The organism is Inquilinus ginsengisoli (assembly GCF_031453975.1).
Classification (GTDB): domain Bacteria; phylum Pseudomonadota; class Alphaproteobacteria; order DSM-16000; family Inquilinaceae; genus Inquilinus; species Inquilinus ginsengisoli_A.
In genome coordinates, this window is record NZ_JAVDPW010000009.1 from 1 (window position 1) to 24,093 (window position 24,093).

At 71.2% G+C, this 24,093-nt stretch carries 20 protein-coding genes; 11 read left to right on the plus strand and 9 right to left on the minus strand.

The annotated features are described in order from the left end of the window. Both E9232_RS23990 and E9232_RS23995 read right to left on the minus strand, forming a co-directional pair. A partial coding sequence (locus E9232_RS23990) for a hypothetical protein (RefSeq protein ID WP_309798273.1) occupies positions 1 to 400 on the minus strand: 400 nt, incomplete at its 3' end. 439 nt (positions 401 to 839) lie between these two features. Continuing rightward, complete coding sequence (locus E9232_RS23995; RefSeq protein ID WP_309798277.1) at positions 840 to 2,132, minus strand: class I SAM-dependent RNA methyltransferase; 1,293 nt, start codon at positions 2,130 to 2,132, stop codon at positions 840 to 842. Positions 2,133 to 2,278: 146 nt separating this feature from the next. Here E9232_RS23995 and E9232_RS24000 point away from each other — a divergent pair, with 146 nt between their 5' ends. Next, on the plus strand, positions 2,279 to 2,878 hold the full coding sequence (locus tag E9232_RS24000; RefSeq protein ID WP_309798278.1) for a YIP1 family protein: 600 nt from the start codon (positions 2,279 to 2,281) through the stop codon (positions 2,876 to 2,878). A 17-nt stretch (positions 2,879 to 2,895) separates the two neighbouring features. Next, positions 2,896 to 3,564, plus strand: a complete 669-nt coding sequence (locus E9232_RS24005; protein ID WP_309798280.1) for an SOS response-associated peptidase — start codon at positions 2,896 to 2,898, stop codon at positions 3,562 to 3,564. Here the strand turns inward: E9232_RS24005 and E9232_RS24010 are convergent. From E9232_RS24010 to E9232_RS24020, 3 genes are read right to left on the minus strand one after another with little or no spacing between them, the layout of a single operon-like run. Further along, positions 3,561 to 5,105, minus strand: coding sequence for a GH3 family acyl-acid amido synthetase (locus tag E9232_RS24010; RefSeq protein WP_309798283.1), 1,545 nt, complete (start codon positions 5,103 to 5,105; stop codon positions 3,561 to 3,563). The two genes, E9232_RS24005 and E9232_RS24010, sit on opposite strands and share 4 nt — an antisense overlap. After that, complete coding sequence (locus E9232_RS24015) at positions 5,102 to 7,375, minus strand: penicillin acylase family protein (protein WP_309798285.1); 2,274 nt, start codon at positions 7,373 to 7,375, stop codon at positions 5,102 to 5,104. The genes E9232_RS24010 and E9232_RS24015 overlap by 4 nt, the downstream gene beginning before the upstream one ends. Positions 7,376 to 7,378: 3 nt before the next feature. Next, positions 7,379 to 8,440, minus strand: a complete 1,062-nt coding sequence (locus E9232_RS24020) for a dienelactone hydrolase family protein (protein WP_309798287.1) — start codon at positions 8,438 to 8,440, stop codon at positions 7,379 to 7,381. Between the two features lie 252 nt (positions 8,441 to 8,692). Here E9232_RS24020 and E9232_RS24025 point away from each other — a divergent pair, with 252 nt between their 5' ends. The 7 genes from E9232_RS24025 to E9232_RS24055 all read left to right on the plus strand — a co-directional run bounded on the left by E9232_RS24025 (position 8,693) and on the right by E9232_RS24055 (position 19,254). Then, positions 8,693 to 9,295, plus strand: coding sequence for a helix-turn-helix transcriptional regulator (locus E9232_RS24025; protein WP_309798289.1), 603 nt, complete (start codon positions 8,693 to 8,695; stop codon positions 9,293 to 9,295). Between the two features lie 160 nt (positions 9,296 to 9,455). Next, entirely contained in the window at positions 9,456 to 9,971 is a 516-nt protein-coding gene (locus E9232_RS24030; protein ID WP_309798291.1) for a RidA family protein, read from the plus strand. 144 nt (positions 9,972 to 10,115) lie between these two features. Further along, positions 10,116 to 10,907: a DeoR/GlpR family DNA-binding transcription regulator gene (locus E9232_RS24035; RefSeq protein WP_309798292.1), complete on the plus strand. Its 792-nt coding sequence runs from the start codon at positions 10,116 to 10,118 to the stop codon at positions 10,905 to 10,907. Between the two features lie 267 nt (positions 10,908 to 11,174). Then, positions 11,175 to 11,777 (plus strand): response regulator transcription factor, encoded by a 603-nt coding sequence (locus E9232_RS24040; protein ID WP_309798293.1) that lies wholly within the window; start codon positions 11,175 to 11,177, stop codon positions 11,775 to 11,777. Positions 11,778 to 12,094: 317 nt separating this feature from the next. After that, complete coding sequence (locus tag E9232_RS24045) at positions 12,095 to 15,019, plus strand: beta strand repeat-containing protein (RefSeq protein WP_309798296.1); 2,925 nt, start codon at positions 12,095 to 12,097, stop codon at positions 15,017 to 15,019. Positions 15,020 to 15,069: 50 nt separating this feature from the next. Next, on the plus strand, positions 15,070 to 18,543 hold the full coding sequence (locus tag E9232_RS24050) for a beta strand repeat-containing protein (protein WP_309798298.1): 3,474 nt from the start codon (positions 15,070 to 15,072) through the stop codon (positions 18,541 to 18,543). A 219-nt stretch (positions 18,544 to 18,762) separates the two neighbouring features. After that, entirely contained in the window at positions 18,763 to 19,254 is a 492-nt protein-coding gene (locus E9232_RS24055; RefSeq protein WP_309798300.1) for a Ros/MucR family transcriptional regulator, read from the plus strand. 52 nt (positions 19,255 to 19,306) lie between these two features. Here the strand turns inward: E9232_RS24055 and E9232_RS24060 are convergent, their stop codons facing one another. The 3 genes from E9232_RS24060 to E9232_RS24070 are packed head-to-tail and all read right to left on the minus strand — an operon-like array spanning position 19,307 to position 21,839. Further along, positions 19,307 to 20,569: a sensor histidine kinase gene (locus tag E9232_RS24060; RefSeq protein ID WP_309798301.1), complete on the minus strand. Its 1,263-nt coding sequence runs from the start codon at positions 20,567 to 20,569 to the stop codon at positions 19,307 to 19,309. A gap of 5 nt (positions 20,570 to 20,574) precedes the next feature. Next, positions 20,575 to 21,141, minus strand: coding sequence for a hypothetical protein (locus E9232_RS24065; RefSeq protein WP_309798302.1), 567 nt, complete (start codon positions 21,139 to 21,141; stop codon positions 20,575 to 20,577). Between the two features lie 53 nt (positions 21,142 to 21,194). Beyond that, positions 21,195 to 21,839 carry a response regulator gene (locus E9232_RS24070; RefSeq protein WP_309798304.1) on the minus strand — a complete coding sequence of 215 codons (645 nt, stop codon included), beginning with the start codon at positions 21,837 to 21,839 and terminating at the stop codon, positions 21,195 to 21,197. Positions 21,840 to 21,947: 108 nt separating this feature from the next. Here E9232_RS24070 and E9232_RS24075 point away from each other — a divergent pair, with 108 nt between their 5' ends. Together E9232_RS24075 and E9232_RS24080 are read left to right on the plus strand one after the other, a co-directional pair. Further along, on the plus strand, positions 21,948 to 22,304 hold the full coding sequence (locus E9232_RS24075; protein WP_309798306.1) for a hypothetical protein: 357 nt from the start codon (positions 21,948 to 21,950) through the stop codon (positions 22,302 to 22,304). A gap of 215 nt (positions 22,305 to 22,519) precedes the next feature. Continuing rightward, complete coding sequence (locus E9232_RS24080) at positions 22,520 to 22,921, plus strand: hypothetical protein (RefSeq protein ID WP_309798308.1); 402 nt, start codon at positions 22,520 to 22,522, stop codon at positions 22,919 to 22,921. 41 nt (positions 22,922 to 22,962) lie between these two features. On the opposite strand, the gene E9232_RS24085 is transcribed toward E9232_RS24080, so the two are convergent. After that, entirely contained in the window at positions 22,963 to 23,898 is a 936-nt protein-coding gene (locus E9232_RS24085; protein WP_309798310.1) for an MBL fold metallo-hydrolase, read from the minus strand. Between the last annotated feature and the right edge of the window lie 195 nt (positions 23,899 to 24,093).

Genomic DNA, 24,093 nt, shown 5'->3' on the forward strand with positions numbered 1-24,093 from the left:
GGGCGCGGCTGCGGCTGAGTTCGGCATCGGCGGGGGGCTTTGGGATCACCACCAGGCGCATGGGCAAGGCGGGCCAATCCGGGGTGCGGGCCTTCTCGACCAGGATTTCGGCGTCGGCGTGGCCGTGCGCGGTGGCGGCGTCGAACAGCGGCATCCAGGCGAAGGGCCGGCCGTCGCGATGGGCCAGGCTGAGGCTCTTCCAGGTGAGGCGGACGACCACATCGGCACCGTCGGCGCGGAGTGCTGCGAGGTCGTCGGGGCGGGGATAGCCGCGGTCGCCGATGCGGATCTCGCCGGGCCGCACCGGCGTCCGGGTCAGCTTCTCCGCGCCGGCCAGATCGGTGAGGACGCAGTGGCTGATCCGCTCTTCGGGCAGGTCATAGGCCAGATGCAGCCGCATCGCCCGGCCGCCCGTAGCCGCCCCAGCAGCGCCACATCGGACAAGGCCGCGATCCCGCCCAACGCCGCCGCTCCCGCCGCGCCCCGCAGCGACAGGCCGCCGGGACCATACATCAGCGCCAGCCGCAGCAGGGTCGCAGCGTCCTTGACCCCGCGCGCCCGCTGGAACGCCTTGTGCTCCCGCGCCGACCTCGTCAGCGCCTCGGCCCCGCCAAAGCGCTCGACCAGATCCTGCCAGTCCGCGTCATTCGTCAGATCGTGAGACATCCCAAGCTTGAATCACGATCCCGCCTTCTCCGGAATCCCCTATCTTAGCGCCTATGCGGCTTGACCGGGCAATCCAGGGGCCATCAAGAGCGGTTCTGGCCGCCCCTGGATGCCACGGTCAAGCCGTGGCATGACAAGCTGAGGGACGAGCGTGAGCCGTTGAGAGCGGATCCTCACCGTCGAAAAACCGCCACCGCTTCGAGATGGGTCGACCACAGGAACTGGTCGACCGGCGTCGCCCGCTCCAGCCGGTAGCCGCCATCGACCAGGATGCGGGCGTCGCGCGCCAGGCTGGACGGGTTGCAGGACACCGCCACCACCAGCGGCACGGCCGACGCCGCCAGCGCCTCCGCCTGGTCGCGGGCGCCGGCCCGCGGCGGGTCGAACACCACGGCGTCGAAGCCCTTCAGCTCCACCGCGGTCAGCGGCTGGCGGAACAGGTCGCGGCGCTGCGCCGCGATGCGCTCGCCCCGTCCGCCGCGCCCTGCCGCCGTGGCCAGGGCGTCGATCGCCGCGGCCTCGCCGTCGATCGCGGTGACCTGGGCGCCGCCGGCCAGCGGCAGGGCGAAGGTGCCGGCGCCGCAAAACAGGTCGGCGATCTTCTTCGCCGCGCCGACGCCGTCGCGCACCAGCCCTGTCAGCGCGGCCTCGCCCTCGGCGCTGGCCTGCAGGAAGCCGCCCGGCGGGATGGTGACCGGGATGCCGTCGAAGCGGATCATCCCGGACCGGCGATGCGCCACCGGGTCGTTGAAGCCGTCGGCGCCGCGCCAGGACAGCCGCGCCAGGTCCTGCGCCACGGCGAATTCCGCCAGCCGCTCGCGCATCGCCAGGTCGAGCTTGTTGTCGGCCACGACCACCAGGTCGATGCCGTCCTCCAGCAGGGTCACGGTCAGGTCGGCGCCGCCGTTCTGCGGCAGGATGCCGGCCAGCACCGCGCGCAGCGGCGGCAGCAGGGCGGTGATCTCCGGCCGCAGCACGACGCAGTCGGTCAGGTCGATGATCCGGCTCGACCCCGCCTCGTTGAAGCCCAGGAACACGCCCGACCCGCCGCGGCGGGCGGCCAGGCTGGCGCGGCGCCGGCTGCGCGGCGGGGTCTCGACCAGCGCGCCGACCTCGCCCTCGATGCCCTGGCGGGACAGTGCGTTGACCAGCAGCCCGCGCTTCCATTCGGTGTAGACCGGCGCGGCCAGATGCTGCACCTGGCAGCCGCCGCAGGGGCCGAAATGCGGGCAGGGCGGGTCGCGGTGGTTGGGGCCGGCCTCGACCAGCTCGACGAACTCGCCGCGCCACACCTGCCCGTCCGGCCGGCCCAGCCGGGCGCGCACCCGGTCGCCGGGGGCGGCGTAGGGCACGTAGATGCGGTGATCCTCCGCCGTGCCGACGCCGTCGCCGCCGCCCCCGAGGCGCTCGATCACCAGTTCGATCTCACGCCGCGACCCGGGGGTCGCGGCTTTGGTCCGTCGCATACGCTGCTTCATGGGGAAAGCCATGGCACGCGCTGCCCGGCCTTGCAAGGCGCGGTCTTGCATGCGGTTGATCGGAGGGGCCATATCCCTGGCCTAGGGGGGCGGTCCTGCGGGGCCGGCCCCGCGAAGACGTGCTGGAGACGGTCTTGGATCTCGCCGCTGTGGTCGGCCGCATGCGCGGCATGCTGTTCGAACCCGACGCCACCCTGGCCGCCCATGGCGTGCCGGCGCCGGGCTGGCGCCTGGTGGTGCGGGAACATGCCCTGCCGGTGCTGGTGCTGACCTCGATCGGCGCCTTCATCCTGCTGGTGGTGCTGACCTCGGCGTCGGAGACCGGCGCCTCGATCGGCCTGATCGCGCTGTTCATGGCGGGGCGCGTGGTCCTCAACCTCGCCGGCCTGTTCGTGATGGCGGCGATCATCCGCTTCTATGCCGGGATGTTCGGCGGCAAGGCGGGCTTCGATGCCGCCTTCGTGCTAGTGGCGCTGGCGCTGACCCCGCTCTATGTCGCCGAGATGATCGGGCCGGCGGTGCAGCTGGTGTTCTCCGGCCCGGCGGCGATCCTGCTGATCCTGCTCGCCCTCGGCTACGCCTTCGCCATCCTCTACCGCGGCACCGGCCTGGTGCTGGCCGTGCCGCAGGAAAGCCGCGGCGCCCATTTCGGCCTGACCCTGGTCACGCTGGTGGTGCTGATGATGCTGGCCGGGCTGCTGCTCGGCCCCTATGTGCTGCCGGTGCCGGCCTGATTTGCTAGCCTGACCCCATGTGCGGAAGATTCGTCCAGAAGCTGCCGCCGGAGGAATTGGCCACCGCCTACGACTCCGACGGCCCGATCCCCAACGTCCCGGCGCGCTACAACGCGGCGCCGACCCAGGACCTCGCGGTCGTCAGGTTCAACGCGCAGACCGGGCGGCGCGCCATCGGCCTGCTGCGCTGGGGCCTGGTGCCGAGTTGGGAGAAGGACCTCAAGGGCGGCGCCAAGCTGATCAACGCCCGGTCCGAGACGCTGGCCCAGCGGCGCAGCTTCGCCAAGGCGTTCCAGGCGCGGCGCTGCATCGTCCCGGCCGACGGCTTCTACGAATGGGCGCCGGACCGCACCCCGCATTTCGTCCGCCGGCTCGACGGCCGGCCGATGAGCTTCGCCGGGCTGTGGGAGGGGTGGAAGGACCCCGACTCGGGCGAATGGGTCCGCACCTTCAGCATCGTCACCGCCGACGCGATCGAGCGGCTGCGGCCGATCCACCACCGCATGCCGGTGATGCTGGAGCCGGCGGACTGGCCCGCCTGGCTGGGCGAGGAGGCGGCCGCGCCGGACCGGCTGCAGGCGATCCTGGCGCCGCCGGCCGACCTGCCGGTCGAGGCCTATCCGGTCTCGGTCCGGGTCAATGCGGTGCGCAACGATGACCCGACGCTAACCGATCGCGCAGCCTAGCCGGCCATTCCCATGAACCCCGCCAGATCGGCCGCCAGCGCGCGGTCGGCGATCATGCGCGGGACCTTGTTCTGGCCGCCCAGCCGGCCGCGGGACTTCATCCAGGCGGCGAAGCGGCCGGGCGGCAGCGCCACCACCTCCGGCGCGCCCATGCCGGCGCCGCCGGAGCGGTGGGCCGCGTAATCGTCGTTCAGCGCCGCCAGCCGGGCGTCGATCACGGCGGCGAAGCGGGCGACCGCGGCCGCATCCGGCATCGCGGCGAACTCCACATACCAGCGGTGGCGGCCGACCGGCGACGCTTCGTCCGGGAACACCGCCATGACAGCGAAGTCGCTGAGGTCGGCGCCGATCGCCGCGGCCCCGTCGACGGCGGCGCGGTCGACCTCCTCGGCGATCAGGTGCTCGCCGAAGGCCGACAGGCCGTAGGCGGTGCGGCCGGTGATCAGCACGCGCGGCGGGTCGCGCCCGAGTTGACGTGGTGTGGCCAGCCGCACCGTGTCGCCCAGCACATAGGCCCACAGCCCGGCGCAGCTGGTCACCACCAGGGCGTAGTTCACCCCCGGCTCGGCATCGGCGACCCAGTGCCGGGTCGGGGTGGGCGACCCCAGCTCCTCCACCGGCACGAATTCCAGGAACAGCCCGTGGTCCAGGCTCAGCCGCAGCCCGTCCTCGGGGGCGGCGTCCTGCAGGGCGATGAAGCCCTCGCTGGCGGCATAGACCTCGCGGATCTCGGCGGCGGTGCCGGCCAGCAGCCGCTCGAAGCGCGGCCGGTAGGGCGCCAGGGCGACGCCGCCGGGCACCAGCAGGTCGAGCGAGGGGTAGGGCGGGTCGGCCGCGTCGCCGCGGGCCCGGCGCAGCGTCCGCACCCGGTCGAGCAGTGGCAGCAGCCAGCTCGAGGTGCCGGACAGGCTGCGGATCGGCAGGTCGAGCGAGCCGCGGGCGATGCGGTCCAGCTTCTCCTCCCAGTCGGACAGAAGGGCGAGGTCCGGCCCGGGGAAGACGAAGGGCCGTGCCCAGGCCGGCAGGGTGCGGGCGGCGATGCCGCTGAGGTCGCCGCTGAAGATGCCCGGCGCGTGCTCGGTCAACGCCGTGCTGCCGCCCAGCATCAGGCTGCGGCCGCCGAACATCCGGCTGCGCGGCCGGGCGCCGAGATGCCAGGCCGCGAGGTCGAAGCCGGCGCGGACATTCGACCGGCGCATCGCGTCGCTGACCGGCACGTATTTGCTGGTGCCGCTGGTGGTGCCCGAGGACAGGGCGAAGAACGGGATGCCGCCGGGCCAGGACACATCCCGCAGCACCGGGAAGGCCGGCTGCCAGTACTCCCGCCACATCGCCTCGTAGCGGCGCAGCGGCACCGCGGCCTGGAAGGCGGCGACATCGGCGATGCGGTCGAAGCCGTGGTCGCGGCCGAAGCGGGTGGACGCGGCGCGGCGCAGCAGCCCCAGCAGCGTTCGGCGCTGGCTCTCGACCGGGTCCAGCCTGCGCAGCCGCCGGCGCCGCAGCGCCGCCGCCAGCCGGAAGGCCGGGGTCGGGTCGATCATCGCCGGACCGCCTCCAGGCGCAGCACGGTCGGGAATTCGCGCGCCACCGTCTCCGGCCGCAGCGGCAGGCGGATCGACCGGCCCTGCCGCCACAGCGGGATCTGGTCGGCGGCGTTGGCGCTGCCCAGCCAGCCATCCTGGCCGCCGAACAGGGTGACCCAGCTGGCATCGGGGTCGGACAGGTCGGCGACATGCCGCGCCATCGACCCGTAGCTGGCGTCGTGGCGGCCGCGCACCAGCCCGTGCGCGGTCTTCATCGGGGTCTCGCGCGACCCGCCGGTGGGGTAGTCGCCGAAGCTGAAGAACCGGCCCAGCACCGGCAGCCGGCCCAGGATGTGCGCCACCCGCATGCGGTGCATGTCGCCCCAGGCCGGGAAGGCGGCGGCGTCGGCGGCGGCCAGCCCGACCGCTTCGGCCAGCACCTGGCGCCGCCGCTCCGGCGCCAGCGCCGCCAGGTCGTCGGGCAGGAAGGCGATGATCGCGTTCCACTGCGCCATCAGCCGCGGCATGGCGTCGGCCGAGCTGGCGCCGTGGATGCGCGGCACCAGGTGGAACAGCAGGGCCTCGAAGGCCGGGGGGCCGGCCGAGTCCGCCGCATAGTCGCCGTCCCAGCCGGCCAGCCGGTCGACGAAGGCCGCATGCCCGCCGGCCAGGCCGGCGTCGCGGATCACCTGGACCAGGTGCCGGGTGAGCACCCCGGCGTCCAGCGACAAGGTGTCGGCCTGCAGCGCCGCCAGGTCGTCCGGCGTCAGCTGCGGTTTGGCGCCGAGCAGGGCATAGAGCCGCCGCACCCGTTCGTCGGGGGAGAAGAAGAAGCCGACCGGCACGGCGGCGTCGGTCGGCCGGTTGTTGGCGGTGGCCAGCACCCCGTCCGGCGGGTCGGTGGCCCAGGGCAGGCCGGGGGCGTCGACCAGCCCCTGCCAATGGCTGTCCGGGTCGGCGGCGTCCAGCACCGGGTCCGGCGGCGGGAAGCGGGTGCGCAGCGGCAGCGTCGCCGCCATGACCTGGCCGATGCGGCCCGCGGCGGTGGCCACCAGCATGTTCTGGGCCGAGACGCCGAAGCCGGCGAAGGCGGCGCGGAAGTCCTCCGGCGTGGTGGCGCGGCTGGCGCGCAGCAGGGCGGTGATCTCGTCGGTCGGCTCATGCCCGATCCAGCGCAGGGCGATGGTGTCGCCCGGCCGGCTGCGCGCCAGCTTGGCGTCGCTGACGATCGGGCCGAAGCGGCTGCGTCGCACCTTCCGCCGAGCCGGCCGCCAGAATCGGGTGCGGATCACCGTCTCGCGGGTCTCGATCTCTCCGGGCGGCAGGCCCGAGATATCGTACAGGTCGCTCGACGCCGACCGCATGTTGGTGCCGCCCCAGGCGATGTGCAGGCTGCGGCCGACCGCGACGAAGGGCAGGCCCGGCACCATCAGCCCGGCCATGTGGTAGCCGGGCGAGCGCATGCCGGCGACCACCCACAAATTGGGCAGCGACAGCGCCAGATGCGGGTCGCTGGCGATCAGCGCCCCGCCGCTGGCGCTGCGCGATGCCGCCACGGCGACGCAGTTGCTGCCGCTGCGGCCGGTCGCCGTCAGCAGGGTCGCCAGCGCCTCCTGTCCCTCGTCCATGGAGAAGCTGGCGGTGGCGTTGGCGCCGGCCTTCAGCATCCGGGCCCAGGTGGCGGCGAAGCCCGGCGTGCCGCGCTCGCGCAGCAGCCCGAAATAGGCCAGCCAGTTGATGTCGGTGCCGGCCAGTCGGCCGATCGTCCACATGTCGCGCAGGGTGTAGGGCTCGTGCCGCAGCCCCAGCAGGGCGAATTCCGGCGGCGGCGCCCGCTCCAGCGCGTGATAGGCGTTCACCCCGGTGATGAAGGCCTCGGCGAAGTCGCGCACATCCTGCGGCATGCGGTCGATCACGGTGTCGGCGGCATGGCGGAAGTCGAGGATGCGCAGGATGTGGTCGAGGTCGCGCGCCACCGGCCCGGCGATCTCCGCCAGCCGGCCCTGCGCCACCCGCTTCAGCAGCGCGATCTGGCCGCCGCGCAGATGGGCGTGGACCAGGCCCAGCGCCACCGCCAGGTCGCCGTCGGTCTCGGCCTCGACGAAGGGGATCTGGTGGTCGTTCCAGCGGATGTCGACCGGCCGGGACAGCGGCAGGCCCCGGGTGGGGAAGACCGCCAGCCGGTCCGCCGCGGTCACCGGGCGCGGCGCCAGGGCGCGCAGCGCCGGCACCAGCGGGGCGAGGGCGGCGATCAGCCGGCGCAGGGCCGGCATGGGTTGTTCGGCCATGCTTCAGCTGCGGCTCGCCAGCCCGAAGGCGGCGGACAGGAAGGCGGCGACGTCGCGGTCCGACCTCGCCCGCACGGCGTCGTCGCGGCCGATCAGGTAACCCTCGCTGCCGACGCAGTATGCCAGGATCAGCTTGCGGGTGAACGGCCCGGTCATGGCGATGCCGAGATTGCCGTCGCGCACCGTCAGGTCGCGCTCGACCCGGAAGTCGCAGTCGTTCAGCAGCCGGCCGATCGGGCGCGGGCCGGGCCGGCTGCCATCCCATTGGTGCACGGCGCCGGGATAGCTGATGGTCTGCACCCGCGACTCGCCCTGGCGCATCGCGGCGGCGGTGGCCTGGCAGCGTGCGGGGTCGATCAGCGCGTCGCGCTCGCCCCAGGCCATCAGCACCGGCGCGCCGGTGGTGCGCGAATCCTCGAAGCTGGTGATGCAGGGGCCGTAGAAGGCGACATGGGCAGCGAAGCGGGTGTCGCCCAGGCCGTACAGCGCCGCCAGCCGGTCGGCGATCTGGGCGTCGGCGGCGATGACGCTGGCCATGGCGCCGTAGGAGAAGCCCCACACCGCGACCCGGCTGCCGTCGATCTCCGGCCGCGCCTTCAGCCAGGCCAGGGTGGCGTAGGCATCGGCCAGGGCCATGGTCTCGGTGATCTCGATCACCCGGTCGACGAAGCTGGTGGCCATATCGCGTCGCGCCCCGAACACGTCCACCACCGCGGCGCCGATGCCCATCGCCGCCAGCTGCCGCGCATAGGTCGGCTCGCGGTTCTCGTCGATGCCGGCGGAGCCGTGCAGCAGCACCACCGCCGGCGCCTTGTGGGCCGCGTCGCCGCCGGCGGGCGGGTAGTAGGTGACGCGCGCCGAAGTGGCCGGGGCGTCGGGCCCGATGTCGGCGGGGGCGAAGGGGCTGCGGCTGGGCACCGCGACGATCCGGCCGGTGGAATCGGACACGGCCGGCCAGGGATCGCTGAAGGCGGGTTCGGCGCGGGCGGCCGGGGCGGCAAGGAACAGGAGGACGGCGACGAGGCCGATCCGCTTCTGCCAATGGGCCGGGCCGGGCTGCGCCATCCGTCGGATCCTCTCGGGTTCAGCGGTCGGCTGCGATTGTAGACGGCTTTCCGGCCGGGGCCAGCCCGCGGGCCGGGGCCACGGCGTCGCAGCCTTGAAGGCTCATCCGATCGCTCGGCGACAGAAATGTGGAGTCCCAAATATTTTATGTTGGACCCCCCAAATGTGGGGGGCGGGGCCGCGCCGGCGTTGCTAGCGTCTGCCGATCGGGTGCCGGGACAGTTCGCGGCATCGCAGGATAGGATTGGGCGATTGCATCTCAAAGCGGGAACACCGGAGGCCGACGGCGAGATCCTGACCGTGGTCGGCGGGCTGTATGATGCGGCGCTTGGCCAGAAGACCTGGCCCGAGGTGCTGTCGCACCTCGCCCTACTGCTCGGCGGCAGCGGCGCCACGCTGCGGCGAGAGCCTTCGCCCCGGCAGCGTGACGTGCCGGAGGAGCAGGAGCCGTGCGGAGGGTTGCGCTGGCGGGAGGCCGACGCCACCGGGCGGGCGGCCGAGGTCACGGTCTTTCGGCCCGCCGGCCAGCCGGCCTGGGACGAGCGGGAAGCGGCCCTGCTGCGCTATCTCGGATCCCATCTCAGCCGGGCTCTCAGGCTGGACCACCGCTTCGCGGCCGAGGCAACAGGCGGCGGCACCCGCGAAGCACCGACCAGCCGGCCGATCTCCCCGCGGGAACGGGAGTGCCTGGCCTGCATCTCGCGGGGCGCCAGCAGCAAGTTCGCGGCGCGGGAGCTGGGCCTGTCGTCCCACACCGTCGATGAACATGTCCGCTCGGCGATGGCCAAGCTGGGCGCGACGACGCGCACCGAGGCGGTGATGCGGGCGATGGAGCAGGGCCTGCTCACGCCCTGACCGCCTGTCAAGCCCTCTGTCTTGAGGGGATTGCCGCGCGCCGCCCGGCTCCTGATCCTGAAACGGCTTTCCGCCCGGCGGCATTCTTCCCGCCCCGGGACACCACGAGGTTGATCATGACGAATCGGTTCGGACCCCATGGCGGCGCGGCGATCGTGCCATGACTGCACAGCCTCTGAGGCGGCCGGAACCGTCGGCGATCGAGGATCGGATCGCCGCGCGGGGGCTGTACCTGCCGGCGCCGGTCCGGATGCCGGCGGAGACCGCAATGCCGTTCGCCTGGGCCCGCTGCCACCGCGATCGGATCTATGTTTCGGGTCACGGCCCGCAGGCGCCGGACGGCAGCGCCGCCGGCCCGTTCGGCCGTGTCGGCATCGAGGTCTCGCCCGACGAGGCCCGGCATGCCGCCCGTCTGGCGATGCTGGCCGTGCTCGGCACGCTGAAGCGAGAACTCGGCGATCTCGGCCGTATCGCCGCCTGGCTCCGGATCGAAAGCTTCGTGCTGTCGGCGCCGGGCTTCGACCGCACGACCGGCATCGTCGGCGCCGCCTCCGAACTGGTGCTCGACCTGTTCGGGCCCGATATCGGCCGGCACGCGCGCACCGCGGTCGGCGTCGTCGCGACGCCGCTCAACAGCCCCGTCGTCATTGCCGCCGAGGTGGCTCTGCATGCCTGACCCGGGCGGTTCCGATCGCAGGGGGTTGCGATGCCCCTTGGCAAGGTCCCTGCCGATCCGCGAATGTGGAACCGGGCACATATGGGACTGACCCTGGCCCGGCACCGTCGGCGCGCCGCCGCGGAACAGCGTCGAGGTCGTGCGGTGGGACTGGCCAAGCCGAAGAAGAAGGACCGCCACGAACTGATCCTGCAGCAGATCGCGGAGCACGCGTCCATCCGCGTCTCGCTGCTGGCGGAACAGCTGGGCGTCACCGGCGAGACCATCCGGCGCGACATCGCCGAGCTCAATGCCAGCGGCCTGCTCAGCCGCACCTATGGCGGGGCCACGCTGCGGCCGCTGACCAGCGAGGCCTCGTTCTCGATCCGGCAGAACCTGCGGGTGGCGGAACGCAACCGCATCGGCGCCGCGGCCGCCGGCCTGGTGGCGGATGGCGCGGTGCTGATGATCGACGGCGGGTCGACCACCTACCAGGTCATCCGGCACCTGGCGCAGCGGGCGCGCGACCTGACCATCATCACCAATTCGACCAGCATCGCCGCGGTCGCCGCCGCGAATCCGACCTTCCATGTCAGGCTGTGCCCGGGGGCCTATGACGGGGCCGAGGCCCTGGTGGCGGGCGAGGAGACGACCGAGTATCTCGGGCGGTTCAACGCCCACCGCGCCATCTTCGGGGCCTCCGGCCTCAGCCACAACGGCCCCTGCGACGTCAGCATCGGCCAAGCGGCGGTGAAGCGCGCCATGCTGCGCCAGTCCGAGGCCTCGATGCTGGTGGTCGACGCCAGCAAGTTCGGCGTCTCGGCGATCGAACGCGTCTGCGGCTTCGACGCGATCGACGACCTGGTGGTCGACCGGCCGCCGCCGGCCGAGCTGCTGCAGGTGGCGCAGGCGGCAGGCACGCGAATCCATGTCGGGCGGGAGCCGGCGGGAGCATAGCCGGACCGCCACCGTCCCGCGGAAGGGATGCCGATGGCACGACGCCGCGGCAGGCTCGATGGAAATGTTGAGTCTTCCACAAAAAATGTTGGGCTTGTAATAATAACTGTCCTATACTCCACAATTCCTAGAGGTGGGACTTCAGCGTCCTTCCTGTGCCGCTCACCGTCGCCGCGACCGCTGGTTCCCGGCCGACAAGGTCGAGCGAATCTCCCGCCCGTCTCTCCGAGGGGCCGGGGCGAGCGGACCCTGTCCGGCGGAGGCGTGATGGCGAATGAGCACGAGGTCGCCGACCTGATCGGCGCTTTCTATGCCGCGGCCCTCGGCGACGCGGCGTGGCCCGACACCCTGTCGCGCCTGGCGGATGTGCTGGGCGGCGGCACCGTCACCCTGGCCCGGATGCGCGGGGCGGCGCCGCGACGGGAGCCCGGCTGCGGCCACCGCCCGCAGGCGGCGCCGGCGCCCGGCGGCGCCCTGGTCTGGACCGATGTCGAGGCGACGGGGGTCACGACCGAGGTCGCCGTCACGCGGTCCTGCGCCTCGCCGCCCTGGAGCGAGGCGGACATCGCCCTCCTGACCTATCTCGGCCCTCATATCGGCCGGGCGCTGCGGCTCGACCGCCGCTTCGCCGCCGAGGTGCGGGACGCGCCGCCGGCGGCGGCGACCGCGACCCGGCTGCTGTCGCAGCGCGAACAGGACTGCCTGGTCTGGGTCGCGCGCGGCGCCACCAGCAAATTCGCGGCCCGACAGCTGAGCCTGTCCTCCCACACCGTCGATGAGCATGTCCGGTCGGCGATGGCCAAGCTGGGCGTGACCAAGCGGACCGAAGCCGCCGCCGTCGCCGTCGCGCACGGGCTGATCGCGATCTGACGTCCCCGGGGCGGATCGACTCGGACTTCCATCGAGTTCCGAGCTTGTCAAGATACCGGATTTTGAGGGTATTGCCTCGCCCCGGTCCAACCCCGATTTTGAAGCAGTGGGCCCGTGCGCTCCATGGCGATCGATGCCTTCGGGTCCCTGCGGCAGGGACAGGGGCGCCGCTGCCGAGGGCGCGCGGGCGCCCCCGATGCATCCCCGTCCCGGCCGGCGCACCGCTGCATGGAGGGGGTTTTCGCCGAATTGCGCAGACCAGGGCCGTGTCACCGCGACCGGCGCCCCCACCCCCTCAGGAAGCAAGCAGATCGATCATGGCGACCATCGACGGCACCCCCAACAGCGACTCCCTCCACGGCACCGACGGCGACGACGTCATCCACGGCAATGCCGGCAATGACGGGATCTCCGGCGGCCTCGGCAACGACACGCTCTTCGGCGACGACGGCGACGACACCCTCCTCGGCGGCGCCGGGGCGGATGCGCTGAATGGCGGCGCCGGCATCGACACCGCGAACTTCGCCGACAGCGCGGCCGGCGTGACAGCGGCGATCGGCGGCACCGGCCATGGCGGCACCGCCGAGGGCGACACCATCGGTGCCGACATCGAGAACCTCACCGGCTCGTTCTTCGACGACATCCTGACCGGATCGGCCGGCGACAACGCCATCAGCGGCCTGGCGGGCAACGACCGCCTGCTGGGGCTGGACGGAAACGATGCCCTGTTCGGCGGCGACGGCAATGACCAGCTGGATGGCGGAACCGGCAACGACACTCTGAGTGGTGGCGCCGGCGACGACATCATCCAGGCCAAGGCGGGCGTGCTGACGGTCGACGGCGGTGCTGGAACCGACCGCCTGTTCATCGACCGCTCGGACTCCACCGTAGGCGTCACCTTCCATCTCAATGGCGCAGCCAGCGACGGCACGACGACCGCGAACATCGAGCAGCTGGGCTACAATGGCGGCTCGGGCGACGACATCGTCTACGGCGCCGACGGCAACGACACCATCACGGGCGGGGCTGGGAACGATACGCTGGATGGCGGGGCCGGACACGACGCCCTCTATGGCTATGCCGGCACCGACACGATCTACGGCGAAGCCGGCAACGACACCATCTACGCCATGGACGGCGACGACCGGGCCAGCGGCAATGACGGCGACGACCGGGTCGACGGTGGCGACGGCACCGACATCCTTACCGGCAACGCCGGCAACGACATGATGGTCGGGGGCGCCGGCGACGATCAGCTCGACGGCGGCGCCGACGACGACACGCTCTATGGCCTGGCCGGCGCCGATGCGATGAACGGCAGCATCGGCATCGACACCGCCGTCTACATCGACAGCACCGCCGGGGTGACGGTGAATCTCGCGACCGGGCTGGGCAGCGGCGGCGATGCCCAGGGCGACACCCTGACCGGGATCGAGGACATCGCCGGCAGTGTGCACGACGACGTCCTGATCGGCGATGGCGGTGCCAACCGGCTGGTGGGCGACGGCGGCAGCGACTCGCTCAGCGGCGGCGCCGGCGACGACGAACTCGACTTCAACGGCCCCGGGGTGGTGACGGCCGATGGCGGCACCGGCACGGATCACCTCTATGTCGGCCGCGACACCACCACCCTGGGCGTCACCTTCACCCTGAACGGCCCGGCCGGCAGCGACGGGTCGACCGCGATCAACATCGAGACGCTGGACTACCGGGGCGGCAGCGGCGCCGACACCATCACCGGCGGGGCGGGCGACGACTACATCGACGCCAATGACGGCAACAACACGGTGAATGGCGGCGCCGGCAACGACTTCATCCAGGGCGGTGCCAACAACGATGTGCTGAACGGCGGTGCCGGCGACGACACGATGTGGGCGGGGGCCGGGGTCGACACCGTCGATGGCGGCGCAGGCATCGATTTCCTCTCCATGGACCGCCGCGCCGCCACCGCCGGCCTGACCTTCACCCTGAACGGCGGGGTCGGCAGCGACGGGTCGAGCGCCGTCGGCGTCGAGGCGATGGACTATGCCGCAGGGTCGGGCAACGACCGCATCACCGGGGCCGGCGGCGCCGACGCCATCCATGGCGGGGCCGGTGCCGACATCCTGTCGGGCGCGGCGGGCGACGATGTGCTGGAGGGCGGCGCGGGCGCCGACCGGCTCGACGGCGGCCTCGGCATCGACACGGCCAGCTATGGCGACGCCCTGTCCGGGGTCACGGTCGCGCTGGCCACGGGCGGGTCGCTCGGCGAGGCCCAGGGCGATGTCCTGGTCTCGATCGAGAGTCTCGCGGGGTCGAATTTCGCCGACACCCTCACCGGCGATGCCGGTACCAACGGCCTGTACGGCGGCAGCGGCAACGACGTGCTTCGCGGCGGCGCCGGCGCCGATGTGCTGGATGGCGGCTATGGCAGTGCCTCCTCCGGCGCGGCCGCCGCGCTGGAGGGGGATGGCATCGACACGGCGATGTATTCCGAAGGCAGTGTCGGGGTGACGGTCAACCTGGCCACCGGTACCGGCAGTGGCGGCAACGCGCAGGGCGACACCCTGATCTCGATCGAGAACGTCGTCGGCGGCCAGGGCAGCGATACCCTGACCGGAAGCGCCGTGGCCAACATCCTGAACGGCAATGCCGGCAACGACGTGCTCCGCGGCGGGGCCGGGGCCGACCATCTCGACGGCGGCGCCGGCATCGATGCCGCGATGTACTCGGAAAACACCGTCGGCGTGGCGATCAACCTGGCCACCGGCACCGGGGCCGGCGGCACCGCCCAGGGCGACACGCTGATGGGGATCGAGAACGTCTATGGCGGCAGCGGCAATGACGCGCTGATCGGATCGTCGATCGACAACGGGCTGGTCGGCGGCGCCGGCAACGACGTGCTGAGTGGGCTGGGGGGCAAGGACACCATGATCGGCGGGGCCGGGGCCGACCGCTTCACCTATGGCAGCGTCGGCCAGAGCCCGGTCGGCGCCGGGGCCGACCGGATCACCGATTTCAGCCACGCCCAGGGCGACCGCATCGACCTCGCCGGGATCGACGCCAACACTGCCGTGGCCGGCGACCAGGCCTTCAGCTTCATCGGCAGCGCCGCCTTCGGCCACCATGCCGGCGAGTTGCGCGAGACGGTGGCCGGCGGCGTCACCACGGTCAGCGGCGACGTCAACGGCGACGGCACCGCCGATTTCAGCATCACCCTGACCGGCAGCATCACCCTCGTGGCCGGCGACTTCGTGCTCTAGCGGGCAGGCCCAAGCCGCCCCGTCCCATCCCCTTCAGGAAGCGATCAACCATGGCGACCATCGACGGCACCCCCAACAGCGACGCCCTCACCGGCACCGACGGCGACGACGTCATCCATGGCAACGACGGCAATGACGGCATCTCCGGCGGCCTCGGCAACGACCAGCTGTTCGGCGACGACGGCAATGACGTCCTCCTCGGTGGCGCCGGGGCGGATGTGCTGAGCGGCGGCAACGGCAGGGACACGGCCAGCTTCGCCGACAGCACGGACGGCGTGACCGTGGCGATCGGCGCGACCGGCCATGGCGGCGCCGCCGAGGGCGACACCGTCGGCGCCGACATCGAGGACCTCGTCGGCACCGCCTTCAACGACACCCTGACCGGGTCGGCCGGCGACAACGCCATCAGCGGCTTGGGCGGCGACGACCACCTGCTGGGGCTGGATGGAAACGATTCCCTGCTGGGCGGCGACGGCAATGACCAGCTGGAAGGCGGCAACGGCAATGACACGCTGAACGGGGGCGCCGGCGACGATTCCATCACGGGCGGGGCCGGGGTGCTGACGATCGACGGCGGCGCCGGCGACGACGTCCTCACCGTCGACCGCTTCAACACCACGGTGGGCGCCACCTTCTCGGTCGACGGCACGGCCGGCAGCGACGGGTCGACCGCGACCGGCATCGAGGCGCTGGTGTATGAGGGCGGATCGGGCAACGACGTCGTCCACGGCGCCGTCGGCGGCGACGTCCTGGACGGCGGGGCCGGCGCCGACACGCTGGACGGCGGGGCTGGCAGCGACGTCGTGGATGGCGGTGCGGGCGGCGACACGTTGTCGGGCGGGGACGGCAACGACGTCATCAATGCCGGCGACGGTGCCGACACGATCAACGGCGGGGCCGGCGACGACATCATCAACAGCGACAACTTCAACACCCCCGACGGCGGCGACCACGCCAGCGGCGGCGACGGCAACGACTTCATCAATGGCGGGGCCTTCGCCGATGTCATGACCGGCGATGCCGGCGACGACGAGATCCACGCCGCCGGCGGCGCCGACCAGCTCGATGGCGGGGCCGGCAACGACGACCTCGACGGCGGGGCCGGCGCCGATGCGCTGGTCGGCGGCGCCGGTATCGACACGGCTGATTACGACCGCAGCGCGGACCCGATCGTCATCAACCTGGCGACCGGGCTGGGCACCGGCGGCGACGCCCAGGGCGACACCCTGACCGGGATCGAGAACGTCATCGGCAGCCGCGGCGACGACGTGCTGACCGGGGATGGCGGCAACAACGAGCTCACGGGCAATGGCGGCAACGACACGCTCAACGGCGGCGGCGGTGACGACGACCTGATCGTGGAAGGCTCCGGGGTGGTGATCGCCGATGGCGGCACCGGGGTCGATATCCTCGAGATCGACCGCAGCGACCTCGCCACCGGCTTCACCTTCACCCTGAACGGCGGGCCCGGCAGCGACGGCAGCCGATCCACCAACATCGAGATCCTGAGCTACGAGGGCGGCTCCGGCGACGACCGCATCACCGGCGGCGCCGGCAACGACTTCATCGATGGCGGCGACGGCAAGAACATCATCAGCGGCGGCGCCGGCAACGACGGGATCAGCTCAGGCGTCGGCAACGACGTGATCAGCGGCGGCGCCGGCGACGACCAGATCTTCTCCGGGCCCGGGGCGGACGTCATCGACGGCGGCACCGGCACCGACTTCCTGTTCCTGGACCGCCGCGACGCGACCGCAAATCTCACCTTCACCCTGAACGGCGGCACCGGCAGCGACGGAACGCGGACGACCAATGTCGAGGCGATGGCCTACGACGCCGGCTCCGGCGACGACCGCATCACCGGGGCCGGCGGCGCCGACTTCCTCGGCGGCGCGGCGGGCGTCGACACCCTCTTCGGCGCCGCGGGCAATGATGACCTCGACGGCGGCGTCGGCGCCGACCGGCTGGACGGCGGTGCCGGCCTCGATATCGCGGATTATGGCGACGCCGAATCCGGCGTGGTGGTCAGCCTGGTCACCGGCGGGTTCCTCGGCGATGCCCGGGGCGATGTCCTGATCTCGATCGAGGGCCTGTCGGGGTCGCACTTCGCCGATGCGCTGTTCGGCGACGCCGGCGCCAACATGATCTTCGGCCAGGACGGCGATGACGTGCTGCGCGGCGGCGCCGGCGCCGATGTGCTGAATGGCGGCTTCAGCGACGACGGCAGCGTCAACGCCGCCGCCGCGGTGTCGGAGGACGGCAACGACACCGCGCTCTACGACGACGGCACGGTCGGGGTGACGGTCAACCTGGCCACCGGGCTCGGCAGCGGCGGCGATGCCCAGGGCGACATCCTGGTCTCGATCGAGAATGTCGATGGCAGCCAGGGCAGCGACACCCTGACCGGGAGCGCGGTGGCCAACATCCTGACCGGCAATGCCGGCAACGACGTGCTCCGCGGCGGGGCCGGGGCCGACCACCTCGACGGCGGTGTCGGCATCGACGCTGCGATGTATTCCGAGGGCAGCGTCGGGGTGACGGTCGACCTCGCCGCCGGCACCGGCCATGGCGGCAACGCCGAAGGCGACGTCCTGGTCGGGATCGAGAACGTCTTCGGCAGCCAGGGCACCGATATCCTGACCGGCAATGCCGGGGCCAACGCCCTGTTCGGCAGCGCCGGCAACGACGTCCTCCGCGGCGCCGCCGGGGCGGACCATCTCGACGGCGGCGCCGGCATCGACGCCGCGATGTATTCCGAGGGCACGGTCGGGGTGGCGGTCGACCTCGCCGCCGGCACGGGCCGCGGCGGCAACGCCCAGGGCGACACCCTGACCGGGATCGAGAACGTCTTCGGCAGCCAGGGCGGCGATGCCCTGATCGGCAGCGCCGGGGCCAACGCCCTGTTCGGGGCCGCCGGCAACGACGCGCTCCGCGGCGGCGCGGGCGCCGACCATCTCGACGGCGGCGCCGGCATCGACACCGCAAACTACGCCGAGGGCACCGCCGGGGTGGCGGTCAACCTGACGACGGGCACGGGCGCCGGCGGCAATGCCCAGGGCGACACGCTGGTCGGGATCGAGAACCTGGCCGGGGGTAACGGCAACGATGCGCTGCTCGGGTCGGCCGCCGCCAATGCCCTGTCCGGCGGCGCCGGCAACGACGTCCTGGCCGGTCTGGGCGGCGCGGACACGCTGATCGGCGGGCTCGGGGCCGACCGCTTCACCTATGGCAGCGTCGGCCAGAGCCCGGTCGGCGCCGGGGCCGATCGGATCACCGATTTCAGCCACGCCCAGGGCGACCGCATCGACCTCGCGGCGATCGATGCCAACACCGCGGCCGCCGGCGACCAGGCGTTCCGCTTCATCGGCGCAGGGGCCTTCACCCACCATGCCGGCGAACTGCGCGAGGCCGTGGCCGGCGGCGTCACCACGGTCAGCGGCGACGTCAATGGCGACGGCGTCGCCGACTTCAACATCGTCCTGACCGGCGCCATCACCCTGGTGGCGGCCGACTTTACGCTGTGAGGCGTCGGGCGCCGCCCCCTGGGGTCCCGTCATCCGGGGAGCGGCGGCGCCGGCCGTCCCGACCGCCGCGGCACCCGGGGGGCGACACCGCCGCGGCAAGGTTTACGTCCAAGGAATGGAAAGTCATGGCCTAGCGGATTTCTGTCTTATCCCACATTTGTCTGGACCTGCAGGCCAAATGCGATATCTATTCTACATCCATTCTGGCGGAGAGATTTGATGCCTGCAGACGTCTCCAGTGATTTGAAGCCGAGTTCGACAAATGAGACGCGCAAGCTGACCGCGCAGATCGTCGCGGCCCATGTTTCGCACAACAACGTCGCGGTCAGCGACCTGGCTGGTCTTATCGGGCAGGTCTACGGGGCCCTGAATGGTCTTGGCATGCCGTCCGAACCGGTGCCGAGCCGGCCGGAACCGGCGGTGCCGATCAAGAAGTCGGTGCGGCCCGACTACATCATTTGCCTCGAGGACGGCAAGAAGCTGAAAATGCTGAAGCGGCATTTGCAGGCCGCCTACGGCATGACCCCTGACGAGTATCGTGACCGCTGGGGTCTGCCGGCCGACTATCCGATGGTCGCGCCGAACTATGCCAAGCAGCGCAGTACGCTGGCGAAGAGCATCGGCCTCGGCACCCGGCGCCCGGTCGAGGTGGTCGCACCGCCGCCCGCACCGGCCAAGGCCCGGCGTCCGCGCAAGGCCGCCGCGAAGTAACGGCCGATCGCGCCGGCGGTCGGGGGCGTTTCCCGGCCGTACGGCGCGCCGGTCAGGCCGGCATCCCGGCGTCCCGGGCGATCGGATAGCTGATCCGCACCGTGGTGCCGATGTTCTCCATCGACTGGATGGCGAACCGGCCGCCCAGCGTCTTCACCATCTCGGCGCAGCCGGTCAGGCCCAGGCCGACATGGCTCCCCGCCCGGGTCGAAAAGAACGGCTCCAGCGCCTTCTCGCGGACCGCCGCGGTCATCCCGACGCCGTTGTCGACCACTTCCAGGATCAGCCGGCGCCCGAGCGGGAACCGCGGCGCCAGGCGACCGCGGAGGACCACGCTGGGCGCCGCCCGCCCGGCGGCGGCCACGGCGTGTTCGGCGTTCCGGATCAATTCGTCCAGGATCAGGTGAAGCTGCGGGAACGCGACCGGCGCGTCCTGCGCCTCGTCGGGAATGTCGAGGCGGATCCGGTCGCCATGGTCCAGGCGGATGGCGTCCAGGATGGCCTTGAGCGCCACCCGTCGCGCCGGCTTGCCGGCATAGGCGATCTTCAGCAGCCCGTCATTGATGGCGTCCAGCTCCTTCGCCGCGCGCACCGCCGCGGCCACCATCTCCGGGTCGGGCGTGGTGGTGTCGGCCAGGCGTCCGATGAACAGCGCCAGGGCGGACACGCGGGACCGCGTCATATGCGCGAACAGCGAGGAGAAGGAGCGGATCTGCCGATCCTTCCGCTGCGCGAAGGCGGCCCTCTGGTGGATGACGACGCCGACGACGATCACCGCAGACAGCGCCAGGGCGAAGATCGCCGTGTTGCGCAGCGCATTCTCCTCGATCTGCGCCGTCTCGGTCAGGGTGCGGCTGTGCGCGCCGGCGGTGCCGGAGACGTGGAACATGTCCTCCTGGATCGCGGACACCCAGGCCAGGACGTTCAGGTCCTGGCCGCCATCCGCCAGGGCCGGATTGATGTTCGCCCGGATCATGGTCAGGCTGTTGTCGAGCCGGTCGAAATCCTTCGGATCGAGAAAGTGGTCGGCGTATTCCAGGTTCTTCAGCGCCACGATGTTGAACTGCAGCAGCCCGATCTCCTGCACCAGCCGCGGCTCCCGCTCCCCGGTGGCGATAGCGATCTTCAGGTATCCGATGATGTTTGCCAGCCGCTCGCGGACCTGGGAGCCCCGCCACTCGATCTCATAGGATTGGGTGAGCAGCATGTCGGTCTCTTCGCGGTAGTGCTCCGACCGCATGAACGACCACGAACTCAGGGATATGGCGACGGCCAGCGCCAGGTATGGGAACAGCTCCAGCCACCATCGCGGCATCCGGATCATGAGGCGGGGCGCAGCGCCGTGACGAACCAGACCCAGATCGAGTTCCGCCCGGGCACGTAGGAACTGGGCAGCTGGTCGTAAGGCCAGATGATGGAATAGGGGCCGGAATCGTCCAAGGTCAGCGGCCTGAAATCTTCGCCGTCCTTGCAGCGGCCGGCCTTGTGGTCGTCGGCGGAGCACGCCCGCTCCAGGGCCAGGATCGGCTTGTAGGTGTCGATCTCGTCCATCCGGATGGTGGTGACGAAATCGTCATAGGCGGAGGCTTCGATCGAGGGCACGTCGCCCAGGCCGTTGCCGGCCAGCACGTCCTTGAGCTCCGGCCCGCGGTAGCGGATGCTTTCCCCCGCCGCGGTCCAGGGCGTCCGCGTGTCCAGCTCGCGCTGGGGGAAGTCGCGCTTCAGCCGCTCCAGCCCGTATGTCGTCGTCGGCTGCCCCGCCGCGTCCTCGATGCGCAGCACCTGCGGGTCGTCATGGCCGGCCGGGGCCGCCTGGGCGGCGCCAACCAGCAAAGCCGCCAGCATCGCGGCGGCGGCCGCCATGGCCGGCGGCACAAGCCTCGACATCCTGGGTCTCACGAAGCTCCCGATTCCCTGCGCAGCCGGCGAAATCACCATCATCAGGCACCTTTGGGGAAGAGTCCGTTCTTGATCAGCTTGGCGCGGGCCTGCTTGTAGTACTTCTCGACCGTGTAGGGATCGATGCCGAACTGGTCGCCCATCTGCTCGTAGATCTCGCGGCGCTTGGCGCCCCGCGGCCGGCGCCGCATGAAATCGATGATCTCCTGCTCGCGGGGCGTCAATCCGGAATAGTAGAACTCCGGCGTGCGCTCCTTGACCTCGGACAGGGACAGGGAGAACCCGGTTTCCGAGATGTTCTGCAGGATGCTGATCAGCGTGTCGCGATCGAGGCCGGTCTTGCCGACATAGGCGTTCGCCCCGAGTCGCCTGCACTTCTCGCCTTCCTCCGGCGTGTCGGATCCGGTGACGACGATGTGCAGGGCATTCGGGCATGCCTCGACCACCTCCTTCACGACCGTCAGGCGATCGAGCGGCGACGTCGGGTCGAATCCCGGCAGTCCCGGATCGATGATGACGAGGTCGAAATCATGGTCCTTCAGCAGCCGGGACGCGGATTCCCAGGTTGCGGCCCCCTGGACGATGCAGTCCTTCAGCACCGCCTTGAGTTCATGGATCAAGGCCAGGCGCATCAGATCCTGGTCCTCGATCACCAAGGCGCGAGAGGTCTGTTCAGCCGGAATCATCGAAGCATCGTCCCGAATTCCCTGAGGCGGCGAAACCTTATCGCAAATAGGGGGGGCGACCCCCCTTTTTTAGGTTCCGCAATCAGGCTTGAAGTGTGCGTCTGATCCATGTGGGTCGGTCCAGATCTTGATGCTCGCGAAGGTGCTGCTCGAATCAGAAGTTTACTAAAAAGCGCGCCAGTTTCTCTTTATTTCCATGTCGAGGCGCCGATCGAGCTTCTTCACGATCGTCTTCGGTGCTGGAAACCAAACAATGGATTACCTGTAAAGACCCGTGAATTCGGCAAATCGATCGCTCGGCCCAACGTATCCGGCCGGGTGACGCAAACCACCACGGGTTTCCGGCCGAACCCTGCCCATGCGGACGTGCAGGGACGAGCCGAACGCAATACGGGGGCGATCACGGATACGGATGACGTGAAGGCAGGTGGCCGGGCGGGTGAATTCAGCACCCGCCCGGCCTGACTCGAGAACCACCGGGTTTGGCCATGGCACGCCTGAAGAGGGCAACTTCCACACCGGCGCCGGAAGCGCGATTTTCCACCCGTCCGGCCATTCCGTCCCGGATCCGGGACGGAATGGCCGGGGGCGATTTGTCGTCGGCGACGGCCGGTCCATCCGGCGCCGTCCTGCGGGACACTGTGCCGACCCGGTCCGGGCGCCGCGGGCAGCCCGATGCGATGAAGCAGCGGACGGTGGTGGTGACCAGGTCGGCCGCGGTCGGCTTTGCCGTGGGCTTCATGCTGGCGGTGGTCCGGACGCTCGCCCTGGATCCCGCGCCGGTGGGGCTTCGGCAGATCGGCGGGGTGGCGGCCCTGATCGTCGGCATGACCGCCGTCGGCATCGCCACCGGCCTGCTGCTGGCCCGATCCATCCCGCGCGAAGCCGTGGCGGCGGAAGAATCCGCCGATGGACAGGGCTTCCTGCTGACGACGACCCTGACCGTGCTGCTCGGCGTGGTGGTCGCGATCTTCATCCAGGCGGGGACCGGCAGCGACGCGCTGCATGCCCGGGACGCCGTGGCATCTCCGCCGCTGTCCGGCGGTCTGGAGCAGCCGCTGGCGGTGTCCGCCACCAACTGACGCCGGGAGCGGACGCGCCGTGCCGCCACCCGTCTCCGGCATCACTCCCAGGCCGCACCCGGCAGCGCGTCGATCGGGATCTTCAGATAGCGCCGGCCGTTGTCCTCCGGCTCCGGCAGCCGCCCGCCGCGCAGGTTGACCTGCATCGCCGGCAGGATCAGCCCGGGCATCGGCAGCAGCCGGTCGCGTGCCTTCCGGAAGGCCACATACTCCGCCTCGGTCTTGCCTGCGACATGGGCGTTGCCCAGCCGCTGTTCGGCGACGCTGCTCTTCCACCGCGGCTCGCGCCCGCCCGGCTGGTAGTCGTGCCCGGTGAACAGGCGGGTGTCGTCCGGCAGCGCCAGGATCTGCTGGATCGAGGCCCACAGGCGCCGGGCATCGCCGCCGGGGAAGTCGGCGCGCGCGGTCCCGCCATCGGGCATGAACAGGGTGTCGTGGATGAAGGCGGCATCGCCGACGACATAGGTGATCGACGCCAGCGTGTGCCCGGGCGAGTGCAGAACTCGCGCCTCCAGGCCGCCGATGCGGAACACCTCGCCGTCGTGGAACAGCCGGTCCCAGGACGATCCGTCGGCCGGCAGCTCCGGCAAATTGTAGATCTCACGCCACAGCGCCTGGACCGCGACGATCTTCTCGCCGATCGCCGTCGGCGCGCCGGTCTTCGCCTTCAGATAGGCGGCGGCGGAGAAATGGTCGGCATGCGGATGGGTGTCCAGGATCCAGGCGACGCGCAGCCCCGCCTGTTCGACATGGGCCAGGATCCCGTCCGCGCTGTGGGTCGCGACCGCGCCGGACCGCTCGTCGAAATCCAGCACCGGGTCGATGATCGCGCAATCCCCGGTCGACCGGTCGGCGACGACGTATTGCAGGCTGCAGGTGCGCGGATCGAAGAAGGCCCGCACCGCCGGCCGGGCGTTCGCGGCCGACACGGCATCGCGGGGCGTGGGCAGCGCCTCGGTGGCTGGAACGGATCGCATCGGGTGGACCACCTCTCCAAGATCATCAACGTACGGCCCGCCGGCCGGTTCCCGAGGTCACGCCTTGCGGCGGCGGGAAAGCCTCTATCCTACTGTGAAATTGACCGGGCCCTGCTACGGCGGAGTTTCAGCGCCGGCGGAAACGCATTACCGACGTAACGTCGCCGGTGAAGGTTGGTATGATCGGCTTGTTGT